Raw genomic sequence first — 19,392 nt, 5'->3', positions numbered from 1 at the left:
CGTTTTGCTTTTAAGACGGCCTCCACAATACAATTGTTTATGGCTACAAAACCCCCAAAAATTACCGAAAAAACCAATAAGTCCAAGACTGCAAGCATAAGGCCGTCTGAAAAAAAACTGCCATGTCATGCCAGAGGCGTAACGAAAAACGATCCCGTCAAAAAACGCCCACAGCATATCGTAAACCTGATCAACGACACCGGCTGGCTACTCGGATTACTGGTTACCGTTTATGTTGCTCTGGCGCTCGCCAGCTTCACGATGGACGACCCTGCGTGGTCGCGCAGCGTGCCGCCTTCCGATGACGTACACAACCTCGGCGGCCTGTTCGGTGCTTATCTTGCCGACATCGGCTATTACCTGTTCGGTTTATCGTTTTGGTGGTGGGTTATCGCCGCCTGCGTTTTCCTCTACAAAAACTTCCGCCCGTTGCAAACCGAAGAACGCAAACCCTACAACCACACCATTGCCATATCCGCTCTGGCTGTTTTACTGATTTGCAGCCCGATTCTCGAAGTGTTTTCATTCAAAAACCAGCTTGCCGATTCCCTGCCCGTCGGTGCAGGCGGATTGGTCGGTTCGTTTGCCGCAGGTGGCTTGAGCTGGCTCTTGGGCACGTCGGGCAGCCTACTGATTATGCTGGTGGTTTTACTGCTGGCCCTATCGCTTCTCACACAAGTTTCGTGGCTGGACATCCTTGAAAAAACCGGTGCCAAACTGGAATGGTTTTGGATGAAGCTCACCCGCAAAGAGCACAAATACATCAAAGACCTGCCTGATGCCAAAACCACCCGCCGCATGGTGCGTGAAGCGAAAAACATCACCGCCGAGCCGGTAGAACAAATCGAAGGCACCAGCAGTAACCGCAAAGTGGCCGTATCGGTTGCCCCGCCCGCGCCCGTCCAGCCCGCCTTGTTCGACGAAAAAGGCGAAGCGGCCGAACACCAGCACAGCGGCGAATACACCAAGCCTTCGCTGCACCTGCTGCGCCTGCCGCAAGGCGAGCCGCCGGTGGTCAACCCCGACAAGCTGCAACAAACCGCCGAACGCATCGAAGCCAAACTGGCGGAATTCGGCATCGGCGCACAAGTGGTTTCCGCTACGTCCGGCCCGGTGATTACCCGTTTTGAAATCGAACCGGCCCAAGGCGTAAAAGGCAGCCAGATTGTCAACCTTTCCAAAGACTTGGCGCGTTCGATGTCTTTACAGGCCGTGCGGATTGTCGAAACCATTGCCGGTAAAAACACCATGGGCATCGAGCTGCCCAACGAACGCCGCCAAGACGTAATGCTGAGCGAAATCCTCTCGTCGCCCGTGTTTACCGATGCCAAGTCCAAACTCACCGTCGCGCTGGGTAAAGACATTGCCGGCATTCCCGTGGTCGGCGATTTGGCGAAAATGCCGCATTTATTGGTCGGCGGTATGACCGGTTCGGGTAAATCGGTAGGTGTGAACGCCATGATTTTGTCGATTCTGTTTAAAGCCACGCCCGAAGAAGTACGCTTTATCATGATCGATCCGAAAATGCTGGAATTGAGCATTTACGACGGCATTCCCCACCTGCTCTGCCCCGTGGTAACCGATATGCGCGAAGCCGGCCAAGCACTCAACTGGTGCGTGGCCGAGATGGAAAAACGTTACCGCCTGCTTTCGCACGCCGGTGTGCGCAATATCGAGAGCTTCAACAAAAAAGTGGCCGATGCCAAAGAAGCGGGCAAACCGCTGCTCAACCCGTTCAGTCTCAACCCCGACGATCCCGAGCCTCTGGAAAAGCTGCCGATGATCGTGGTGGTGATTGACGAATTGGCCGACTTGATGATGACCGAGCGCAAATCGGTCGAGCAGCAAATCGCCCGCCTTGCCCAAAAAGCCCGCGCCGCAGGCATCCACATGATTGTCGCCACCCAACGCCCGAGCGTGGACGTGGTTACCGGCCTGATCAAAGCCAACATTCCCACCCGCATGGCGTTTACCGTGCAAAGTAAAATCGACAGCCGCACCATTCTCGACCAAATGGGTGCCGACGAACTGCTGAAATACGGCGATTCGCTGTTCCTGCAACCCGGCAACGCCGAGCCGACCCGTCTGCAAGGCGCATTCGTATCCGACGACGAAGTCCACCAGATTGTCGCCCACATCAAACGCCAAGCTCCGGCCAACTATATCGAAGGCCTGCTCAGCGGCGAAGCGGCGTTGGAAACCACCAATATCGTCAACCCCAATGCCAACAGCGACGAACTCTTCGACCAAGCCATGGCATTTGTATTGGAAACCCGCAAAACCTCGATTTCTTCCCTGCAACGCCAGCTCAGAATCGGCTATAACCGCGCCGCCAACCTGATGCAGGCATTGGAAGATGCCGGTGTGGTTTCACCCGCAGATGTCGGCGGCAGCCGCAAGATTTTGGCGCAGAAAGACAATCTGTAAAACAACAAACGGTAAAAAGGCCGTCTGAAAACTCAAAGCAAGTGTTTTCAGACGGCCTCTTCTTTTAACAGCTCCCTTACTGCCAACAAAGAATGTAACTGGAAACGGGAAAAGCAGGATGGTGAAATCAAACAATGCCATAAAACCGTAAAATTAAATTTTACAAGTTTACCCGTTTAAACTGGAGAGGCCGTCTGAAAACTGCTACTGTATCTTTCAGACGGCCTTTCCTAACTCTAATATGGCATGTTTCGGTATCCAACCTATTTGCTTTTATCCGCCAACAACAACCGCACAATATATTCATCTTGCGGCAAAGTCAGTTTTAAATTACGGCTGTCGCCCTGAACCAACAAAGGCCGGATGCCCAATGCCTCGACCGCCGAGGCTTCATCGGTAACGGCACTCAAATCTTCAACCGACAAAGCACGCTGCAATAAGGCCGTCTGAAAAAGCTGCGGCGTTTGCGCCTGCCACAAGCCGCTACGCGGTACGGTTTCTCGGATTTGCTTTCCTTCCGCACGCTTAAGCGTATCGGCAACCGGTACGGCAAGAATGCCGCCGCATGCCTGATGGGCCGCTTCATCAAGCAACCGGCTCAAGGCTTCGGCAGGCAGGCAGCAGCGCGCGGCATCGTGCACAAGAATATTGTCTGTATCTGCTGCCAATCCTTGCGCCACCAATGCATTCACACCATTCCTTACCGTTTCGGCACGGCTGCCGCCGCCGCAATGCAGTAAAACCGTTTTATCAGAGGCCGTCTGAAAAAAACCATCGTCCGGAGCCAGCACAACAGCGATACAATCAATTTCCGGATGGGCGGAAAAAATATCCAGCGTATGTTGCAACACGGTTTTGCCGTTGATCTCGACATATTGTTTGGGCTTGCCCGCGCCGAAACGTTCTCCGACACCTGCCGCCGGAATCAAAGCGATATTACGGCTCACGCTTCCGCCCCGCTTCCTTTTGCAGCACGCCATACGCATTGGCCGCCGACAGCTTTATCCAAGCCGTCCAGATAAGCCTCATGATCTGCCGCTTCAAATTCATCAGCTTTAATTACTTTCAAATAGGCAGGGCGTTTTATTTCCGTAACGATATGTACTTCTTCTTCCTCTTCGGCGGAATTGTCCATCAAGTCGAACTGGCCCCGCGTCATCGCCAAGTAAACTCCGCCTAGCAATTCGCAGTCGATTAACGCCCCGTGCAACACGCGTTTGCTGCGGTCTACGTCAAAACGGTTACACAACGCATCCAAGCTCGCTTTCTGCCCCGGGAACATTTCACGCGCCATCGCCAGCGTATCGATAACGGTACAGCCCAGCTCGTTAATAGTGGGCAAACCCATGCGGCGGAACTCCATATCCAAAAAGCCCACGTCAAACTTGGCGTTATGGATAATCAACTCCGCCCCACGCAAAAAATCTGCAATTTGCCGGCCTACCGCTGCAAAATTCGGCGCATTTTCTTCTTCCAAACGCTCAAGGGTAATACCGTGTACGGCAACTGCTTCTTCGGGAATATCGCGCTCAGGATGGACATACAGATGCAGATTGTTGTCCGTCATCTGGCGGTTAATCATCTCCAGCCCGGCGAACTCAATCAAGCGGTCGCCACTATTGGGATAAAGGCCGGTGGTTTCGGTATCAAGAATGATCTGGCGGGTATTCATGGCATAACACTTATAAAAAAGTCCAGCCGCATCATACTAAAAGCGGCTGCGAAAGTAAAAAACAACGATAAGCTGCGCCGATATTTTCATTCCTCCGATAAAAACAGCGGCCGGTTGCATACTTACCATATATTTAAACAATGATTTTTATTGATCCCCTCTAATATTTTAAAATTTATTTTTTAATAAACAAAAAGTTATAATTTTTATTTGAAATAATAACAATTATCATTTGCAAAATATACTTTATTGCGTATAATGCAACCCAAGCACTCGATGACACCCAAAGTGAAAGGAGGGAAAAATGCCTGAAAATATTTTCAAGCAAGTCTCTCTGAATATTTTGAGACTGCATCAAAAAACCATTCACTCGTTGCTGGCAACACAATGCAGCGATATAACGGAGATTCATGATGCCGTTTATGTGACATTGGATGGAAAATATTATGTTTGGTTGCCGCAGACACCGCAAGAAGACAGCCAAGAAACCAGTATTTTACTGATTGAAGACACAGACGCGCAGGCACGCTTGAGCTGGATAACCACCATCCGCGCCATTAAGCAGAAAGACAGCCTGTACAGCCGTGTTATTGATGCTCTGCAACGCCGTATGCGACACACAACAAACAAAATAATCCAAGCAGCCGATGCTTGCTTATTAGAGTTAACCCCTCAACAAGGCCGGTTAACGGTAGATGAAAATCGAGATTTTACGCTTTCACCAGCCGACTTGATGAAAGCCTTATATCCGGCAACTTATAATATGGAAAATTTTGCCGTATATTGATAACTGTTTTGGTAGTGGTTTGTGTTCCTTTTGCGCCCCTTTTAGAGGGGCGATTTTTTTGGCCGTTTAATCCGCTTATTGAATATCTTTTGATGGAACCAATTAGTTTTTCAGACGGCCTTACAGTACAATCAGGCCGTCTGAAAAATTCCTATCCTTTTGATTATGCAACTGCTCAAATATATACAATCACAGGGCATCGGCAGCCGCAAACAATGTCAATGGTTGATAGAAAATGACTGTATCGCCATCAACGGTACGATCCGCAACCATCCTAAAGACAACATAACACCCGATGAAGTAGCGTCTTTAGAAATAGATGGGGAGCCGTTTATCATCGTACCCATGCCCTATTTCTATATTCTGCTCAACAAACCGGCCGGTTACGAAACTTCCCATAAGCCCCAACATTATCCGAGTGTATTCAGCCTTTTCCCCGACCATATGCGGCAACTGGATATGCAGGCCGTAGGAAGGCTGGATGCCGACACTACAGGGGTGTTGCTGATTACCAACGACGGCCAATTCAACCACCGCATGACCTCGCCCAAACACAAGGTTCCGAAACTGTATCAAGTAACGCTGAAACATCCGACCGATGAAACGCTATGCAAAACTCTCGAAAACGGTGTACTCTTACATGATGAAAATGAAACCGTAGCGGCAACCGAAGCCATTCTAGAAAACCCTACCACATTATTAATGACAATTACCGAGGGCAAATACCACCAAGTTAAACGCATGATTTCCGCCGCAGGAAACCGCGTAGAACAGCTTCACCGCAGAAAATTCGGCGATTGGCATACCGAAAATCTGCCGTCCGGCACTTGGAAGTTTATATTTTTGTAAAGATTGAATAATTCACAACATCAAAAATTAACTATTTTACTTTAAAAATCAAAATGATATTAATTTTAAAAAAGCATTTAAAAAAATTAACACTTAAAGTTGTGAACTAATATATAATGCAGAGGTCTGAGTAACACTTGCTCCGAAAGGAGTGAGTAAGTGAGTAAGACGTTTTCCCCGTAATGTGTTTGGCCATCTATACTTTTCCCCTTAGTATAGATGGTTTTTTTTGGCTCAAAGAATTTAACAACAACCATCATTATATACTCATTTATTTATAATCCAATAATATTATCTAAAGTTATAGTTTAATTTAATATATTAACCATCACCTTTGCTTAAATTTCTTTTCAAACGGCATTCATTAAAACATTACCGTCTGCAACTCCAGCTTGACTACATGCCACTACACTACGTTATAATTCAGCCGACTTACAGGCTGCTACAGCCTATTTTCTAAACTCTCAGCACAAACAAAAGGAACATAACATGGGCATTAAGGTTGCCATTAACGGCTATGGCCGCATCGGACGCCAAGTATTACGCGCAATCTACGATTACAAATTGGACAAGCAACTGGAAATTGTTGCCGTCAATGCCAGTGGGAGCCTCGAAACCAATGCCCATCTGACTAAATTCGATACCATACACGGCCGTTTTGATGCCGATGTTTCCTACGATGAAAATCATTTAGTTATTAACGGTAAAAAAATTCCTTTTTTCTCTACCCGTAATCCTGCGGAACTGCCCTGGGAACTGCTGGGCGTAGATCTGGTTATGGAATGCACCGGTGCCTTTACCAGCAAAGCCGCTGCAAAAATACACTTGGAATCAGGTGCTAAAAAAGTGCTAATTTCCGCGCCTGCCGATGAAGACGTGGATGCCACGATTGTTTACGGCGTAAACCACGACATCCTAACCGAAGACATGACCGTCGTATCCAATGCATCCTGCACCACCAACTGTCTGGCTCCGGTAGCCAAAGCCCTGAACGAGGCCATTGGGATTAATAAGGGTTTGATGACTACCATCCATGCCTTAACCAACGACCAAACCGTTACCGACGTACGCCACAAAGACTTGCGCCGCGCCCGCAGCGGTGTGGAAAACATGATTCCTACCAAAACCGGTGCGGCAAAAGCAGTCGGTTTGGTGCTTCCGGAATTAAAAGGCCGCTTGGACGGTTTGGCTATCCGCGTACCGACTGTAAACGTATCATTGGTAGACTTGAGCTTTGAGGCAAGCCGCGATACCAGCGTGGAAGAAATCAACGGCATATTGAAAGCAGCCTCGGAAGGCGAGATGAAAGGTATACTCGGCTACAACACCCTTCCTCTCGTTTCAATGGACTTCAACCATACCACCGAAGCCAGCAACTTCGACAGCACACTTACCAAAGTGAGCTGCGGCAACATGGTAAAAGTATTTGCTTGGTACGACAACGAATGGGGCTTCAGCTGCCAAATGCTGAATACCGCCCGGGCAATGTTCGGCATGGAAGTAACACCATTCAAATGATTGCTTGAAACCCAAAAAGGCCGTCTGAAAATTTTCAGACGGCCTTTTGTTACAATACATTCAAATTAAACTGCTTCGGCTTCGTGCGCTAAGAAACCACGCAATTTCTGCATCGCCTTGGCTTCGATTTGGCGGATACGCTCCGCTGAAACACCATACTCGGCGGCCAGCTCATGAAGGGTTAAACCGCCGTCATCTTGCAGCCAGCGGGTTTCCACAATACGGCGGCTGCGGTCATCCAATTGCGCCAATGCATTTTGTAAGCCTTCGGTTTGCAAAGCGTAATGGGCTTTTTGGGCAATTTGGCGGGTAGGCTCGCTATCGTCGTCTGCCAACCAGTCGATTGGTGCGAAACTGTCCTCGTCATCATTGTTGTCAGCCATAATGCCGATATCGCGACCGGTCATACGCTGTTCCATTTCCAATACTTCAGACAATTTCACGCCCAAATCATCGGCGATTTCCTGAGCCTCTTTGGGAGATAAAGCATTCAGGTTTTTACGCATGCTGCGCAGATTGAAAAAAAGTTTGCGTTGCGGCTTGGTGGTTGCAACGCGCACCAAACGCCAGTTGCGCAAAATAAATTCGTGTATTTCGGCTTTAATCCAATGCACGGCAAACGAAAACAAGCGTGCTCCGCGCGTAGGTTCGAAACGCTTCACGGCTTTCATCAGGCCGATATTGCCTTCCTGAATCAAATCGGCTTGATTCAGGCCGTAACCATCGTAGCCGCGAGCAATGGACACGACCACGCGCAAATGTGAAAGAATCAGTTTTTTGGCGGCTTCCAAGTCGCCTTTCATTTGACGTTCTGCCAGCTGCGTTTCTTCTTCTGCCGACAGCATGGGGATATTGTTTACGGTATGAATGTACTGCTCCAAGCTACCATGACCACTGGGGACGGGTAATGCAAAGGCGTTATTCATTGTCATCTATTGGTTTTCCTTAAATTGTGTAGAAGGCGGCCGTCTGAAACGGCGGCCTGTTTGATATACCGCTAAGCAGGTCAGTATAACACTGCTTATCGAATTGTGCTGATATTAGACAGGCATTTTGCGTATGGATTCAACACTTAATAGGTAAATTTTTGTATCTTTTTATTTTTGATAGCTTTATATTATTTGAGTATATTACTCGGAAATATACCTGCTTGCAACCGGCTGTCTTAAAAACTTTCAACACCTTGAAACATTAAATTATAAATTAATCATTATTCCGAATGATTTTACGCCTGCCTGCCCAATAAAATATTATTGCGCACAAACCCAATAAAATCATCAAAGACCACGAACCTCCGAGTTTCATATATGGTGTTTCCCCCACATAGCCTTCAATTTTTCCCTCCAGCACCGTTTCGGTATCCGGTATGGTTTGTGCGACGATTTTTCCTTTCGGGTTTACGATCGCCGTAGCTCCGGTATTGGTTGCCCGGACCATATAACGGCCAAGTTCCAAAGAGCGTGCCTGCGATTGCTGCAAGTGTTGGAACATGGCATTTGATTTGCCGTACCACGCCATATTGCTGGCATTGGCGAGCAACGTGGCTTGCTTTGCCGACGCAATCAATTCGTCGCCGAAACCGTCTTCATAACAAATATTAAAAGCAACTTTTTGGTTTTTCATCACAAACGGTGTTTGTACGTTACCGCCGCGTTTGAAATCGGCCAACGGTATATTCATCATGCTGTATAGGGGCTCGGTCAACCACGGCAACGGTTTGTATTCTCCGAAAGGCACGAGATGGTTTTTGGCATAGTAAGAAACCTTATCGGGGGTTTCGCGACGATAGTCTGCCAAATTAATTACGGCGTTTTCATAATCTTGGCCGTCTGAAGTGTATTGGCTGATACCGACGGCCAATGCGCTGCCGTTTCGGGCGGCTTGTTCGGCAAATTGTTCGATTATGCCCTCGGGTAAATCCTGCCGCATCATGGGAATAGCCGTTTCAGGCAGAATAACGATATCGGCGTGTGAGCCGGCCACTTGCCCGTAATAGCGCTCGATAGTCGGAATCACTTGATCCGGCTGCCATTTCAATGTTTGAGGGATGTTTCCCTGCGCCAAAGCCACGGTGGCAGTGCTGCCGTCGGGGCGGGTAAATTCAAAATTTTTGGCAACATAACCTACTGCCGCCAAAATGATAATGGCAGATGCCGAAATCATCCGTTGTTTCAGACGGCCTTGATTATCAACCGATAAAACCAACCATGCACCCGTGAGCGCAGTGGCCAATGTAACCAAGTGGATACCGCCGAGCGGGGCGAATCCCGCCAGCGGGCTGTTATCGGCAATTTGCGAATAGCCGAGCGCACCCCAGCCGAAACCCGTCAGCAACCGTTCGCGGGCAAATTCGGCTAGCGTCCATAATACCGGTAAAACCAAACCGATCTTTGGCCAGCGCGGCAGACTGAATTTTTTCAACAGCCCAAAAACAGCAGCGGGATACAGGGCCAAAAAAGCGGGCAGCAGAAAAGTGAGCGGCACGGCGTACAGATTGGGCAGACCCGAAATATCGTGCAAAGCGGTGTGAATCCAATAAAATTGTGCGGTGTAGGCGATCAGCCCGAACAAATAAGCACTTTTTACGGCATGTTGCGGGCGCAATTCGATTAAGCGGATAAGTGCGCCAAACAGCAACGGCATCAGCCAGAAATGATAGTACGGTGCGAATGTAAGCGGTGTTGCGGCGGCGATAAGCAATAACGTCGGCCAATAAAACAAAGGTTTCCGCCAATATTGTTCGAGTTTGCGTAGAGAAGACATAAGCGTTTGAAAAGTGATTGTTTATTCTGAAACGGGCAACAAAATGAGAAGAGGCCGTCTGAAAAGGAACGTATGCATTATGCTTTTTCAGACGGCCTCATCCAGTTGCTTTTAGTGAGCGCCTTTTTTACTGAACATTTTCATTACCGGCAGTACCACCGCACACACCGCCGCTCCGGTAAGCAAACCGACAACCAATGTGGCTGCATGACCGCTCAAACCGGCATCCCAATGGCGGGCGTGAAGAAAGTAATGCACAAAATCGAGATTATGGGCAATGATGCCGCCGCCCACCAAAAACATGGCCAACATGCCGAGCACGCTCAGGCCGCGCATAAACCACGGCATAAAAAGAATAATGCCCTTACCCAACGCACGTGTCGCACCGTTCGGCTTGCCCATCAACCACATACCGAAATCGTCCATTTTAACGATGCCGGCCACCAAGCCGTACACCAGCACGGTCATGCCGATGCCGATAAGGGCCATAACCAATGATTTGGTTAAAACGCTGTACGTGCCGACCACGCCCAATGCAATGATGATGATTTCTGCGGAAAGGATAAAATCGGTGCGGATGGCACCTTTGATTTTGGTTTTTTCATCTACGATTTCATCGGCAGCGGCATGTTGCTCCTCAGCCACCTGCCGGTTTAAAAATTTATGCAGCAGCTTTTCCACGCCTTCAAAACACAGAAACGCGCCGCCTATCATCAGCAACGGTTTAATCAGCACAGGCAGAAAAATCGAAAGCAGCAGCGCTACCGGCACCAAAATAACCTTATTGACAAGCGACCCTTTTGCCACCGCCCACACAATCGGCAATTCGCGATCGGCGTTCACACCGGTTACCTGATTAGCATTCAAAGCCAAATCATCGCCGACCACGCCTGCGGTTTTTTTGGCCGCCACTTTGGTCATTACGGCCACATCATCCAAAACGGAAGCAATATCATCAAGAAGGGTAAAAAGAGAGGCAAAAGCCATATGTGTTCCTATGGATAAGCCGCTAAAAAAGCGTCTGTTTATTTAAACAAGCCCGCATTATAGCCGAATAATTCATGTTTTTTCATTCTTGCATTTTCAGACGGCCTCCGCGTTAAAGCATCTCTTTACAAAGGCCGTCTGAAAGCATACACAACCCGCACGGCATAACAAGCCGGTATTGATTCTATGCTAGAATGCGGCAATTTTACCCGCTATACGCAACGCAAATTATGGACGGTATCAACAGCCTGTTTTTATTGGGCGGACTACTGCTGTTTCTCAGCGTAATTTCAACCACTCTATCGGCACGGCTCGGCCTGCCGTTGCTGCTGATGTTTCTCGGCGTGGGTATGCTTGCCGGCGAAGAAGGCATAGGTGGGATTGCTTTTGATAACTTCTTCACCGCCACACTAATCGGCCAGCTTGCACTGGCCGTGATTCTGCTCGACGGCGGTTTGCGCACCAAACTCGACAGCTTCCGCATTGCCCTCAAACCTGCTTCGGTATTGGCAAGCTGGGGAGTGGTTGCTACCGTGGGCTTACTCGGCGTATTCGCTACGCTTTATATGGGTTTGGACTGGCGTTTCGGAATATTGATGGCGGCGATTGTCGGTTCCACCGATGCGGGTGCGGTGTTCAGCCTGCTGCGGCACAGTGGCGTGCGCTTAAACGAGCGGGTGCAGGCAACGCTCGAAATCGAATCGGGAGCCAACGATCCGATGGCGATTTTTTTAGTAACCGCTTTAATCGCCCTGACCATCAACCCTGAAGAAGCCGGCGTATTTTCGTTTTTATGGATGCTGGTACAGCAATTGGGGTTCGGCTTGGTTATCGGCTTTATCGGCGGCAAAATTCTGGCACGTCTGGTAGCGCGCCTGAATCTGGCCGAAGGGCTATATGCATTGATGATCGTTTCAGGCGGCCTGTTGGTGTTTGCCTTTACTAACCTGATCGGCGGCAGCGGCTTTTTGGCCGTTTACCTTACCGGCATCCTCATCGGCAACCAACGCAGCCACGCCACCGAACATGTGCTGCGCGTGATGGACGGTTTGGCATGGCTGGCACAAGCCAGTATGTTTGTGGTGCTGGGTTTGCTGGTAACGCCCACGCAATTGCTGGAACACGGCATAGACGCTTTGGTTATCGCCGCTTTTCTGATGTTGGTTGCCCGCCCGCTGGCGGTATTGAGCAGCGTATGGAAGTTCCACTACAACAAACGCGAGCTGGCCTACATCAGTTGGGTGGGCTTGCGCGGAGCGGTGCCGATTACTTTGGCGATGATGCCTTTGGTGATGGGTGTGCCGAACGCCCGTTTGTTGTTTGACGTGGCGTTTGCCGTAGTCATTTTGTCGCTGCTGATTCAGGGAACCACCATTCCCGTGGCCGCCCGCCTGCTGAAAGTGGCCGTTCCGCCGAAACCGGAACCGAAAGACAGCCGCGAAATCTGGCTTTCCGAAAACGAATCGGTGCCGCTTCTGGCTTATGAGGTAATGGCGGAATCGGATGCCGAAGGTATGCACCCCGACGAAGTGCCACAGGATTTGAGCCTGCTTTCCACCCGCTGCTTCGCGCTTATCCGCAATCATAAACGCGAAGAGTTGAGCTTGGATACCCGTCTTCAAGCCGGCGATACCGCATGGTATATCGTGCCGCCCGAGCAAGTGGATACGCTGGCCAAACGTTTTGCCGAAACCGGCACCACCGTGCGCCTCAGCCATAATTTCTTCGGCGAATTCGTGGTCAATCCTTCCAGCATAGCCGGCGATCTGGCCGATGCTTACGGCTTGCAGCTTTCGGAAGAAGAGCGCAAACTAACGTTGCGCGGCCTGTTTAAAGCCCGTTTTATGGGCAATGTTCCGGTGGAAGGCGACCGTATCCATATCGGCGATTTCGTGCTCACGGTAAAAGAAACCGACAAAGACGGCTCGATGAAATGGCTGGGCTTGAAGTGTCCCGGGCAGAGTGTGTAAAGGAATACCCGAAGGCCGTCTGAAACTTTTCAGACGGCCTTATTTGCCATTCAAACCGATATTTGTAAAACTGAGCACACCGGCGGCACACGGCACGGAAATATACTGTGGATAGCGGTTTCACCAAACGCCCGCATCGTGAAACAGGCCTAGAAAAACGGAAAGGAATACCATGAATATTTTCTATTTACTGCTGGCTCTGGTTGCAGGTGCAGGCATGTCGGTACAAACCGCTATCAACAGCCGCCTCAGTTTCGGCATCGGCGACCAACCTCTGGTGGCTTCATTGGTTTCTTTTATCGTCGGCACCGTCTGTTTACTGATCGTAACTCTGTTCCAATCCGACTGGGGCAATGTGTTCGCCCATGCAGGCCAACAGCCGTGGTGGAGGTGGCTCGGCGGTGCACTCGGCGCGGTGTTTGTGTTTACCATTGTTTTTCTCGCCCCCAAAATGGGCATCACCAATGTCGTGTTTTTACTGATTATCGGCCAGCTTGCCGCGGGTATGGTTATCGACGGCTACGGTCTGATTCAAATGCCCGTGCGCAGCATACACTGGTGGAAATTCGCCGGCATGGGGGTGATGCTGATCGGTTTGGCATTGTTTATGTTCGGCGACAAATGGTTTAAACAATAACGCTTGAGGCCGTCTGAAAAAGTATTCAGACGGCCTCCCCATCCTTTTCAAAATCCGATTCGGCATCACTACCTCCGATACACTTTTCCTTTTTTCAAATATGCAACAAAATCAAACCGAAAAAGACATGCTCGGCTCCGGCTGGATGATTATTGCCGCCTTGAGCTTCACGCTGATGAACTTATGGGTTAAATCCGCTTCCCTGCAATTCGGGCTGGGATCGGGCGAGCTGGTTTTCTGGCGCATGAGTTTCGCCGCACTGTTTTTAGGCTTTATGGCGAAAATGCAGGGCAAATCGTTCGCTTCGCCGCACTGGAAAGCGCATTTGAGCCGCAGCATATCGGGCACGCTGGGAATGTTTTGTATTTTTTATGCCATCATGCACCTGCCGCTGGCAACCGGAGTAACGCTCGGCTATACCTCGTCGATTTTTCTGGCGGTGCTTTCGTTTGTTGTGCTGAAAGAACGGATTTCGTTCTACACGCAACTGGTGCTGGTGCTCGGCTTCATCGGCGTGGTCGTGCTGTTGAACCCTTCGTTCCAAAGCGGGCAGGAATGGGCGGCATTGGTCGGTTTGTGCGGAGGCTTGCTGGCGGCATGGGCTTATTTGAAAGTTCGGGAGCTTTCTTTGCTCGGCGAACCGGGTTGGCGTGTGGTGTTTTATCTGTCGCTGGTCGGCACGGTTTTATCGGCAGGATGGGCCACCCTTAGCGGCTGGCATCCCGTTACCTTAAACACCCTGCCCTACCTGCTCGGCATCGGCACGTCGGCTTTGGTTGCGCAACTGTGTTTAACTCGTGCTTACAAGGTCGGCGACAAGTTTACCGTTGCCTCGCTTTCGTATCTCACCGTGGTATTTTCATCACTGGCCGGCGTTTGGTTTTTAGGAGACAAAATCAACTGGCAGGAAGTGCTGGGAATGGGTATTATTGTGGCAAGCGGCATCCTAAGCGGGATGAATCCCTTACGGTTGCGTAAATTCAAATTATTCAGATAAACAGGAGCGCATGATGATTTCCATCCGAGAACAAACTTATGGTTTGAATGTAGCTTTATACAACGAGTTTACGCTGGAAGATTTCCACGAATTCGAGCGCGCCGCTTTGGAGTGCACCCAAAAAATCCACCGCCCCGACATGCTTTTGGATTTGTCGATGTTGAAAGACTTCACGATCGACATGGCGGTGGAACAATTGAAGTTCATGCGCGAACATGAAGACGATTTCGGCCGTATTGCGATTGTGGTGAACGATATGTGGATCAAACTCGGCACCCGCCTCTCCAGCCTGATTACGCAACAGCATCCGAAATATTTCGATGATGCCGCCTCCGCCCAAGAGTGGCTGTTGGAAACACGTTCCTCATAAAAGCCGTTTCAAATACCAAAGGCCGTCTGAAAATAAACCTGTTGCAACAAGCAACGTTTGTTTTCAGACGGCCTTTTACTTCAATCGGGCCGGCAGCCGTTACTTCAATTTGGCCGCATCAATGATGAAATAACGTGCAGGCCGTTGTTTTTTCTTACTGCCTTCGTCTGCCATCACCACCAAATGCTGCTTGCCGTTGAATTTGGCAAAACCCACTGCTTCGGCATTTTTCAAACTCTTGATTTCAGGCAGGTTGACGGGACGGGCGGCCGATTTGGCATCGCCGTTCCAAAACCATAACTGCGAGTAATCTTTGCCGCCGTCGGGATTGCGAACCTCGTTGGTAATGCTGTAAACCTTGGCTACGGGGTCATAATCCAGCGAACGGATACCGCTGCCTTTGATATCCAGAAAAACCGTTTCGCCGAACACCGGAGCGGCTTTTTTCTCAAACATCTCGGCGGGATTATTAATCGGAATAATCATCGAAATACCGTTGGCAAGCGGCTCGCGCAACCCCAGTAGCAGGCGTTTGCCGGCATTGTCGTAAACCATGGCCTCGATATCGAGGTTTTCAAAATCGACATTGCGGCCGATTTTCCCTTGAACGGCTTTATGCACATTTTGCGCTTTTTTCAAAGCCTCTTTGATATTGGGGGCATCGCGCATATCTTTGGCAGTATTGCCCTCAAGTTTGAAACGCACCAAACGCTCGCGCTCAGGTTGGCGGTCCCCTTTTTTCGTTTTGCTATAAGAAGTGGAAGCATAAACATAACCGCCGGCATCGACGGCCAGTGCTTCCAAATCGCTTAATCTGCCTTTAACGCTTTTCATCAAAGCGGCGTTGGCGGCATCATCTTCTGTTAATGTACCGTTGGATGCTATTTTCAACAGGCTGAACGCTCTGTCGGGCTCATCTTCAATCACCAGCAAACGGCCGTCTGCCAGTTGTTGCACGGCCGACGGTTCGAAAATGCTTTTCAGATGGTGGAATTCAGATCCCTTTACGCTGCCCGCAGGGGCAGCAGAAACAGGACCGGCACAAACACCGCAAAATACCAACGCTGTCGCAGATAACCCCAAGGATAACTTTTTACGGGACATAAACATACTCTTCCTTTCTAAAATAAACAGCCGGCCAACTGAAAACCACCATCTGACACCTTGCCGCAAATCGCGGCAAAACGATGCAATCCCGTTATGGCCTTCGGTTATCCGGCTATGAATAGAGGCCCAACTGCCACCTTCCCGATTTCAGACGGCCTCCGGTATGCTGCAATATTAAAAATCGTTGTAATCGACAATCATATATTTGGCAGTAAGATTCTTTTTCGCATCTCCCTCATCACTCATCAATATCAGGCGGGGCTGGCCGTTGACTTTAACCGAATCAATGGCCTCCACGTTGGTCATGTGCCGCAGATTCGGCAGATCAACCGGTTTCGGTTCGTCTTTCGGGTCGCCGCTCCATGTCCAGAATTGCGAGAATTTCGTACCGTCTTCGTCTTTCACTTCGTTGGTCAGAATAAACGCTTTGAGCACCGGATCATAATTCAGAGAACGAATACCGCCCCCTTTTATGTCGATGAAAGCCACATCGACAAAATTGGGTTGCGCTCTTTCCGTGAACATCTGTTTAGGATTATCGATGTAGAGAATCATCGAGTGTTCGTTGAATTCGGGATCACGGAAGCCCAGCAGCAAACGGTTGGTACGCGGATCAAATGCCAAACCTTCGATATTGGTTGACTTGAAGTCCAAATACGTACCGATTTTTCCTTTGATTAAGGCTTTCAGCTGTTCTGAATTTTCTAAAGTATCCACCAGAGTATCAAAAGAGCTCAATTCACGCACATCATTGCCTTGAATCTTAAACCGCAGTAAATGCTCGCGGTCAGGACGGCGCAAGCCTTCGCGGGTACGTGAATGTGAAGTCGTGGCATAAATATAGCCCTCGTTATCGCGCGTCAGTCCCTCCAAGTCGCTCAACTTGCGCTTGAAGCCGCGGACAATGCGCGTATCAGCGGCATCATCTTCAACCAATGTGCCGTCGGGCCCGAAACTTAAAATACTGGCGGCACGCGACGATTCGTCTTCCATAACCAACAAACGGCCGTCGGGAAGCTGTTGCACGGCGGAAGGTTCAAAAACTCCCTTGAAGGTATTGATGCCGACATTGCGCAATTCGGCGGCCTCCTTATTCGCCTGCATAGACGGTATCACAGCAGGCAGGGTCTTCACGCCGATAAAAGCCACCAAGGAAGCCAACAACCCCCAGCGGAATGCTGCATAAGACATGTTCAGATATTTAAACTGCTTATTGGCAATCAAACCCAACCAATAAAGCTCGTCGCTCATCTTATGGTAAACTTGTTCACGGTCTGCCATGATGTCCTGCATCATCCGCCAATAACGCTCTTTGGAAATTTTCACACGGTCTTCGTAAATCAAGATATTCGGTGTTTCACCGAAATAATGTACGCGCGGCTGTATCACCCTCGTTTTGAAATCACTGATTTTAGCCTTGCGTTTCAATACATCCTGAAACCATTTCCACGCCACACGCATCTTACTGGTTCGTTCGGGCGAAGCCGACAATAGCGCAAAAACGATAGATGCGGCAGCAGTAAACATAAAAATACCCGCCGGAATCAAAAATTCGGGAGAAGAGGCAAAAATGAATGCGCCGGAAATCATCAATGCCGACACGATAAAACCATTTAGCGAAATCATGATGTTGGCCTTGGTCGCCGCCAATGCCAACAACTCCATCTCCGTACGGAAAGCGTTGCGGAACATCGTTTCCACACCCTTGGCCGTACCGATCTGCGGGCCGCTTTGCTCCGCCGCAAAAGCCAAGGCTTTTTCCCTGCGCCGCGCTTCTTTCTTGGCCGCCTTTTCAGCCTTTCTTGCGGCTTTGGCCGCCGCAATCTCTTCTTCGCTCAAATCTGAGTTTTCAAGCAGTATATCTTCCGATTCGGCAATATCATCTTCTGTTACCGCCTCTTCGGAAGGAGCCAACTCTCGAAAAGAATCGGGTTGGATGTCGAATTCGGCATCATAAACGAATTGCTCGTTTTGCTGCCCTTCCTGCTCGATCTGTGGAATACTGCCCGGCAAACCTTTCAATTCATTAGGTTCTTCAGGTTTATTATTTTGATTATCTAAAGTCATTTTTGTACTTTCTTCATTTTTCTAATTTACAAACATTATAGATACTAATGAGTAAAAAACACCGCTTTAAACTGCACGGAACATACAGAAAAGCGGCGTGATGTTTCAAATAAATGTTTTGACCACTCCCGGCATCAGCAACATACTGAATAATCAAAACCATAACCGCTCCGTTAAGAGGGTTAAGTTATAATATGACTATAAAAAAAGTAATGAATTCCTAAGCCAAGCTCAGGTTTACCAATTTTTCATATAACTTTACCGTATTCCACTTTCCGCTTACGGCCAGCGTCAACAAAGCCGTAGCCGTTTCAAGATTCGCTTTTCCGCCGTTTACCACTCCCGCCCGTCTCAAAGCACTGCCTTGCGCATATACGGCGGCGGCGCATCCCTTTTTCACTTGGCTGATGTTTAACAACAAACCGCCGTCGGCAGTAAAACGCTGCACGGCGCGGATAAACTCTTCATCCGCCGGTGCATTGCCGTGTCCGTAGCTTTGGAGAACCGCCGCATCGGCATCCGTCGTTTTCAGGCCGTCTGAAACCGCTTGGGCGGAAAAGCCCGGCACCAGCGTATAACAAACCACTTTGGCCTGCGTATCCAAAGGCAGCACCTGCAACCCGCCGCCCGTCTTTTCAGACGGCCTGATGTTCAGCGCCGTCCACCCTTGCCCCGCCGACCAGCACCCCGAAGCACCGAAATGGGGGTTGTCAAAACCCGCCGCATCTTCGGTACTTACCTTGCAACTGCCAACGGCGGGATAAATTTTACCGTTAAAAGCAATAACCACTTCCCGCAAACCGGCAAGGTTCAAAGCGGCAACGGCGGTAGCCAGATTCAGCGGCGCATCGCTGTCCGGCTCGTCAAACGGCCATTGCGAACCGGTAAGCACCACCGGTTTATCCAATCCCTGCAAAGCAAGTGCCAGAATATTGGCGGTGTAAGCCAACGTATCTGTGCCGTGCAACACGATTACCCCGTCGTATTCGGGAATTTTTTCAGCCAGCACCGACAGCCAGCTTTGCCAGTTTTCCAACGTAACAGCGGAAGAATCGATTAACGGCTCGCACACATGCCAATCAAAGTCGAGGCCGTCTGAAAACGGCTGCAAGGCTTTGCCGACCAAAGCAGTATCGGGGCGCAAACCTTCTTCGCTGCGGCACATGCCGATGGTGCCGCCGGTATAAAGCACAAAAATACGTTTGTCGGAATTCATATCAATCTCCTGCTGAAAAGGCCGT

The 19,392-nt window shown here is 49.6% G+C and carries 16 protein-coding genes; 8 read left to right on the top strand and 8 right to left on the bottom strand.

The genetic code is table 11. The features are described 5' to 3' along the window. Positions 1 to 39 precede the first annotated feature (39 nt). Positions 40 to 2,427 carry a DNA translocase FtsK gene (locus Q0X97_RS00310; RefSeq protein WP_302065283.1) on the top strand — a complete coding sequence of 796 codons (2,388 nt, stop codon included), beginning with the start codon at positions 40 to 42 and terminating at the stop codon, positions 2,425 to 2,427. Between the two features lie 263 nt (positions 2,428 to 2,690). On the opposite strand, the gene ispD is transcribed toward Q0X97_RS00310, so the two are convergent. Next, positions 2,691 to 3,374, bottom strand: a complete 684-nt coding sequence (gene ispD / locus Q0X97_RS00305) for a 2-C-methyl-D-erythritol 4-phosphate cytidylyltransferase (protein ID WP_302065282.1) — start codon at positions 3,372 to 3,374, stop codon at positions 2,691 to 2,693. After that, the gene (gene dnaQ, locus Q0X97_RS00300) at positions 3,371 to 4,099 is read right to left on the bottom strand and encodes a DNA polymerase III subunit epsilon (protein ID WP_302065281.1); all 729 of its coding nucleotides are present in this window, start codon (positions 4,097 to 4,099) and stop codon (positions 3,371 to 3,373) included. Before dnaQ ends, ispD begins: the two co-directional genes overlap by 4 nt. A 304-nt stretch (positions 4,100 to 4,403) precedes the next feature. Here dnaQ and Q0X97_RS00295 point away from each other — a divergent pair, with 304 nt between their 5' ends. From Q0X97_RS00295 to gap, 3 genes are all read left to right on the top strand, one after another. Then, positions 4,404 to 4,886 carry a pyridoxamine 5'-phosphate oxidase family protein gene (locus tag Q0X97_RS00295; RefSeq protein WP_302065280.1) on the top strand — a complete coding sequence of 161 codons (483 nt, stop codon included), beginning with the start codon at positions 4,404 to 4,406 and terminating at the stop codon, positions 4,884 to 4,886. A 165-nt stretch (positions 4,887 to 5,051) separates the two neighbouring features. After that, positions 5,052 to 5,735 carry a 16S rRNA pseudouridine(516) synthase gene (locus Q0X97_RS00290; protein WP_302065279.1) on the top strand — a complete coding sequence of 228 codons (684 nt, stop codon included), beginning with the start codon at positions 5,052 to 5,054 and terminating at the stop codon, positions 5,733 to 5,735. Between the two features lie 489 nt (positions 5,736 to 6,224). After that, the gene (gene gap, locus Q0X97_RS00285) at positions 6,225 to 7,253 is read left to right on the top strand and encodes a type I glyceraldehyde-3-phosphate dehydrogenase (RefSeq protein ID WP_302065278.1); all 1,029 of its coding nucleotides are present in this window, start codon (positions 6,225 to 6,227) and stop codon (positions 7,251 to 7,253) included. Between the two features lie 65 nt (positions 7,254 to 7,318). On the opposite strand, the gene rpoH is transcribed toward gap, so the two are convergent. From rpoH to Q0X97_RS00270, 3 genes are all read right to left on the bottom strand, one after another. Continuing rightward, positions 7,319 to 8,179: an RNA polymerase sigma factor RpoH gene (gene rpoH / locus Q0X97_RS00280; protein WP_302065511.1), complete on the bottom strand. Its 861-nt coding sequence runs from the start codon at positions 8,177 to 8,179 to the stop codon at positions 7,319 to 7,321. A gap of 277 nt (positions 8,180 to 8,456) precedes the next feature. After that, the gene (gene lnt / locus Q0X97_RS00275) at positions 8,457 to 10,016 is read right to left on the bottom strand and encodes an apolipoprotein N-acyltransferase (RefSeq protein ID WP_302065277.1); all 1,560 of its coding nucleotides are present in this window, start codon (positions 10,014 to 10,016) and stop codon (positions 8,457 to 8,459) included. 111 nt (positions 10,017 to 10,127) lie between these two features. Next, entirely contained in the window at positions 10,128 to 11,003 is an 876-nt protein-coding gene (locus Q0X97_RS00270; protein WP_302065276.1) for a DUF808 domain-containing protein, read from the bottom strand. A 230-nt stretch (positions 11,004 to 11,233) separates the two neighbouring features. On the opposite strand from Q0X97_RS00270, the gene Q0X97_RS00265 reads away from it, so the two are divergent. The 4 genes from Q0X97_RS00265 (at position 11,234) to Q0X97_RS00250 (ending at position 14,977) form a co-directional block, all read left to right on the top strand. Continuing rightward, positions 11,234 to 12,973 (top strand): potassium/proton antiporter, encoded by a 1,740-nt coding sequence (locus Q0X97_RS00265; protein WP_302065275.1) that lies wholly within the window; start codon positions 11,234 to 11,236, stop codon positions 12,971 to 12,973. A 172-nt stretch (positions 12,974 to 13,145) separates the two neighbouring features. Continuing rightward, positions 13,146 to 13,610 carry a DMT family transporter gene (locus Q0X97_RS00260; protein WP_302065274.1) on the top strand — a complete coding sequence of 155 codons (465 nt, stop codon included), beginning with the start codon at positions 13,146 to 13,148 and terminating at the stop codon, positions 13,608 to 13,610. Positions 13,611 to 13,710: 100 nt separating this feature from the next. Then, on the top strand, positions 13,711 to 14,607 hold the full coding sequence (locus tag Q0X97_RS00255; RefSeq protein ID WP_302065273.1) for a DMT family transporter: 897 nt from the start codon (positions 13,711 to 13,713) through the stop codon (positions 14,605 to 14,607). Positions 14,608 to 14,620: 13 nt separating this feature from the next. After that, positions 14,621 to 14,977: an STAS/SEC14 domain-containing protein gene (locus tag Q0X97_RS00250; RefSeq protein WP_302065510.1), complete on the top strand. Its 357-nt coding sequence runs from the start codon at positions 14,621 to 14,623 to the stop codon at positions 14,975 to 14,977. A 99-nt stretch (positions 14,978 to 15,076) separates the two neighbouring features. Here the strand turns inward: Q0X97_RS00250 and Q0X97_RS00245 are convergent, their stop codons facing one another. The 3 genes from Q0X97_RS00245 to Q0X97_RS00235 form a co-directional block, all read right to left on the bottom strand. After that, entirely contained in the window at positions 15,077 to 16,081 is a 1,005-nt protein-coding gene (locus tag Q0X97_RS00245; protein ID WP_302065272.1) for a DUF3616 domain-containing protein, read from the bottom strand. Between the two features lie 177 nt (positions 16,082 to 16,258). Continuing rightward, entirely contained in the window at positions 16,259 to 18,151 is a 1,893-nt protein-coding gene (locus Q0X97_RS00240) for a DUF3616 domain-containing protein (protein WP_302065271.1), read from the bottom strand. Positions 18,152 to 18,371: 220 nt separating this feature from the next. Beyond that, on the bottom strand, positions 18,372 to 19,367 hold the full coding sequence (locus Q0X97_RS00235; RefSeq protein WP_302065270.1) for an asparaginase: 996 nt from the start codon (positions 19,365 to 19,367) through the stop codon (positions 18,372 to 18,374). Positions 19,368 to 19,392: the final 25 nt, after the last annotated feature.

Origin of the sequence: Neisseria sp. MVDL19-042950 (assembly GCF_030504625.1) — a bacterium.
Classification (GTDB): domain Bacteria; phylum Pseudomonadota; class Gammaproteobacteria; order Burkholderiales; family Neisseriaceae; genus Neisseria.
The sequence above is the reverse complement of the archived record's forward strand: the minus strand, read 5'-3'. Positions and strand labels throughout refer to the sequence as shown.

Bases quoted from the DNA above. Each gene is read 5' to 3' on its own strand.
- Q0X97_RS00310 (WP_302065283.1), top strand. From the start codon at position 40: ATGGCTACAAAACCCCCAAAAATTACCGAAAAAACCAATAAGTCCAAG.
- dnaQ (WP_302065281.1), bottom strand. From the start codon at position 4,099: ATGAATACCCGCCAGATCATTCTTGATACCGAAACCACCGGCCTTTAT.
- Q0X97_RS00295 (WP_302065280.1), top strand. From the start codon at position 4,404: ATGCCTGAAAATATTTTCAAGCAAGTCTCTCTGAATATTTTGAGACTG.
- Q0X97_RS00290 (WP_302065279.1), top strand. From the start codon at position 5,052: ATGCAACTGCTCAAATATATACAATCACAGGGCATCGGCAGCCGCAAA.
- gap (WP_302065278.1), top strand. From the start codon at position 6,225: ATGGGCATTAAGGTTGCCATTAACGGCTATGGCCGCATCGGACGCCAA.
- rpoH (WP_302065511.1), bottom strand. From the start codon at position 8,179: ATGAATAACGCCTTTGCATTACCCGTCCCCAGTGGTCATGGTAGCTTG.
- lnt (WP_302065277.1), bottom strand. From the start codon at position 10,016: ATGTCTTCTCTACGCAAACTCGAACAATATTGGCGGAAACCTTTGTTT.
- Q0X97_RS00270 (WP_302065276.1), bottom strand. From the start codon at position 11,003: ATGGCTTTTGCCTCTCTTTTTACCCTTCTTGATGATATTGCTTCCGTT.
- Q0X97_RS00265 (WP_302065275.1), top strand. From the start codon at position 11,234: ATGGACGGTATCAACAGCCTGTTTTTATTGGGCGGACTACTGCTGTTT.
- Q0X97_RS00260 (WP_302065274.1), top strand. From the start codon at position 13,146: ATGAATATTTTCTATTTACTGCTGGCTCTGGTTGCAGGTGCAGGCATG.
- Q0X97_RS00255 (WP_302065273.1), top strand. From the start codon at position 13,711: ATGCAACAAAATCAAACCGAAAAAGACATGCTCGGCTCCGGCTGGATG.
- Q0X97_RS00250 (WP_302065510.1), top strand. From the start codon at position 14,621: ATGATTTCCATCCGAGAACAAACTTATGGTTTGAATGTAGCTTTATAC.
- Q0X97_RS00245 (WP_302065272.1), bottom strand. From the start codon at position 16,081: ATGTCCCGTAAAAAGTTATCCTTGGGGTTATCTGCGACAGCGTTGGTA.
- Q0X97_RS00240 (WP_302065271.1), bottom strand. From the start codon at position 18,151: ATGACTTTAGATAATCAAAATAATAAACCTGAAGAACCTAATGAATTG.
- Q0X97_RS00235 (WP_302065270.1), bottom strand. From the start codon at position 19,367: ATGAATTCCGACAAACGTATTTTTGTGCTTTATACCGGCGGCACCATC.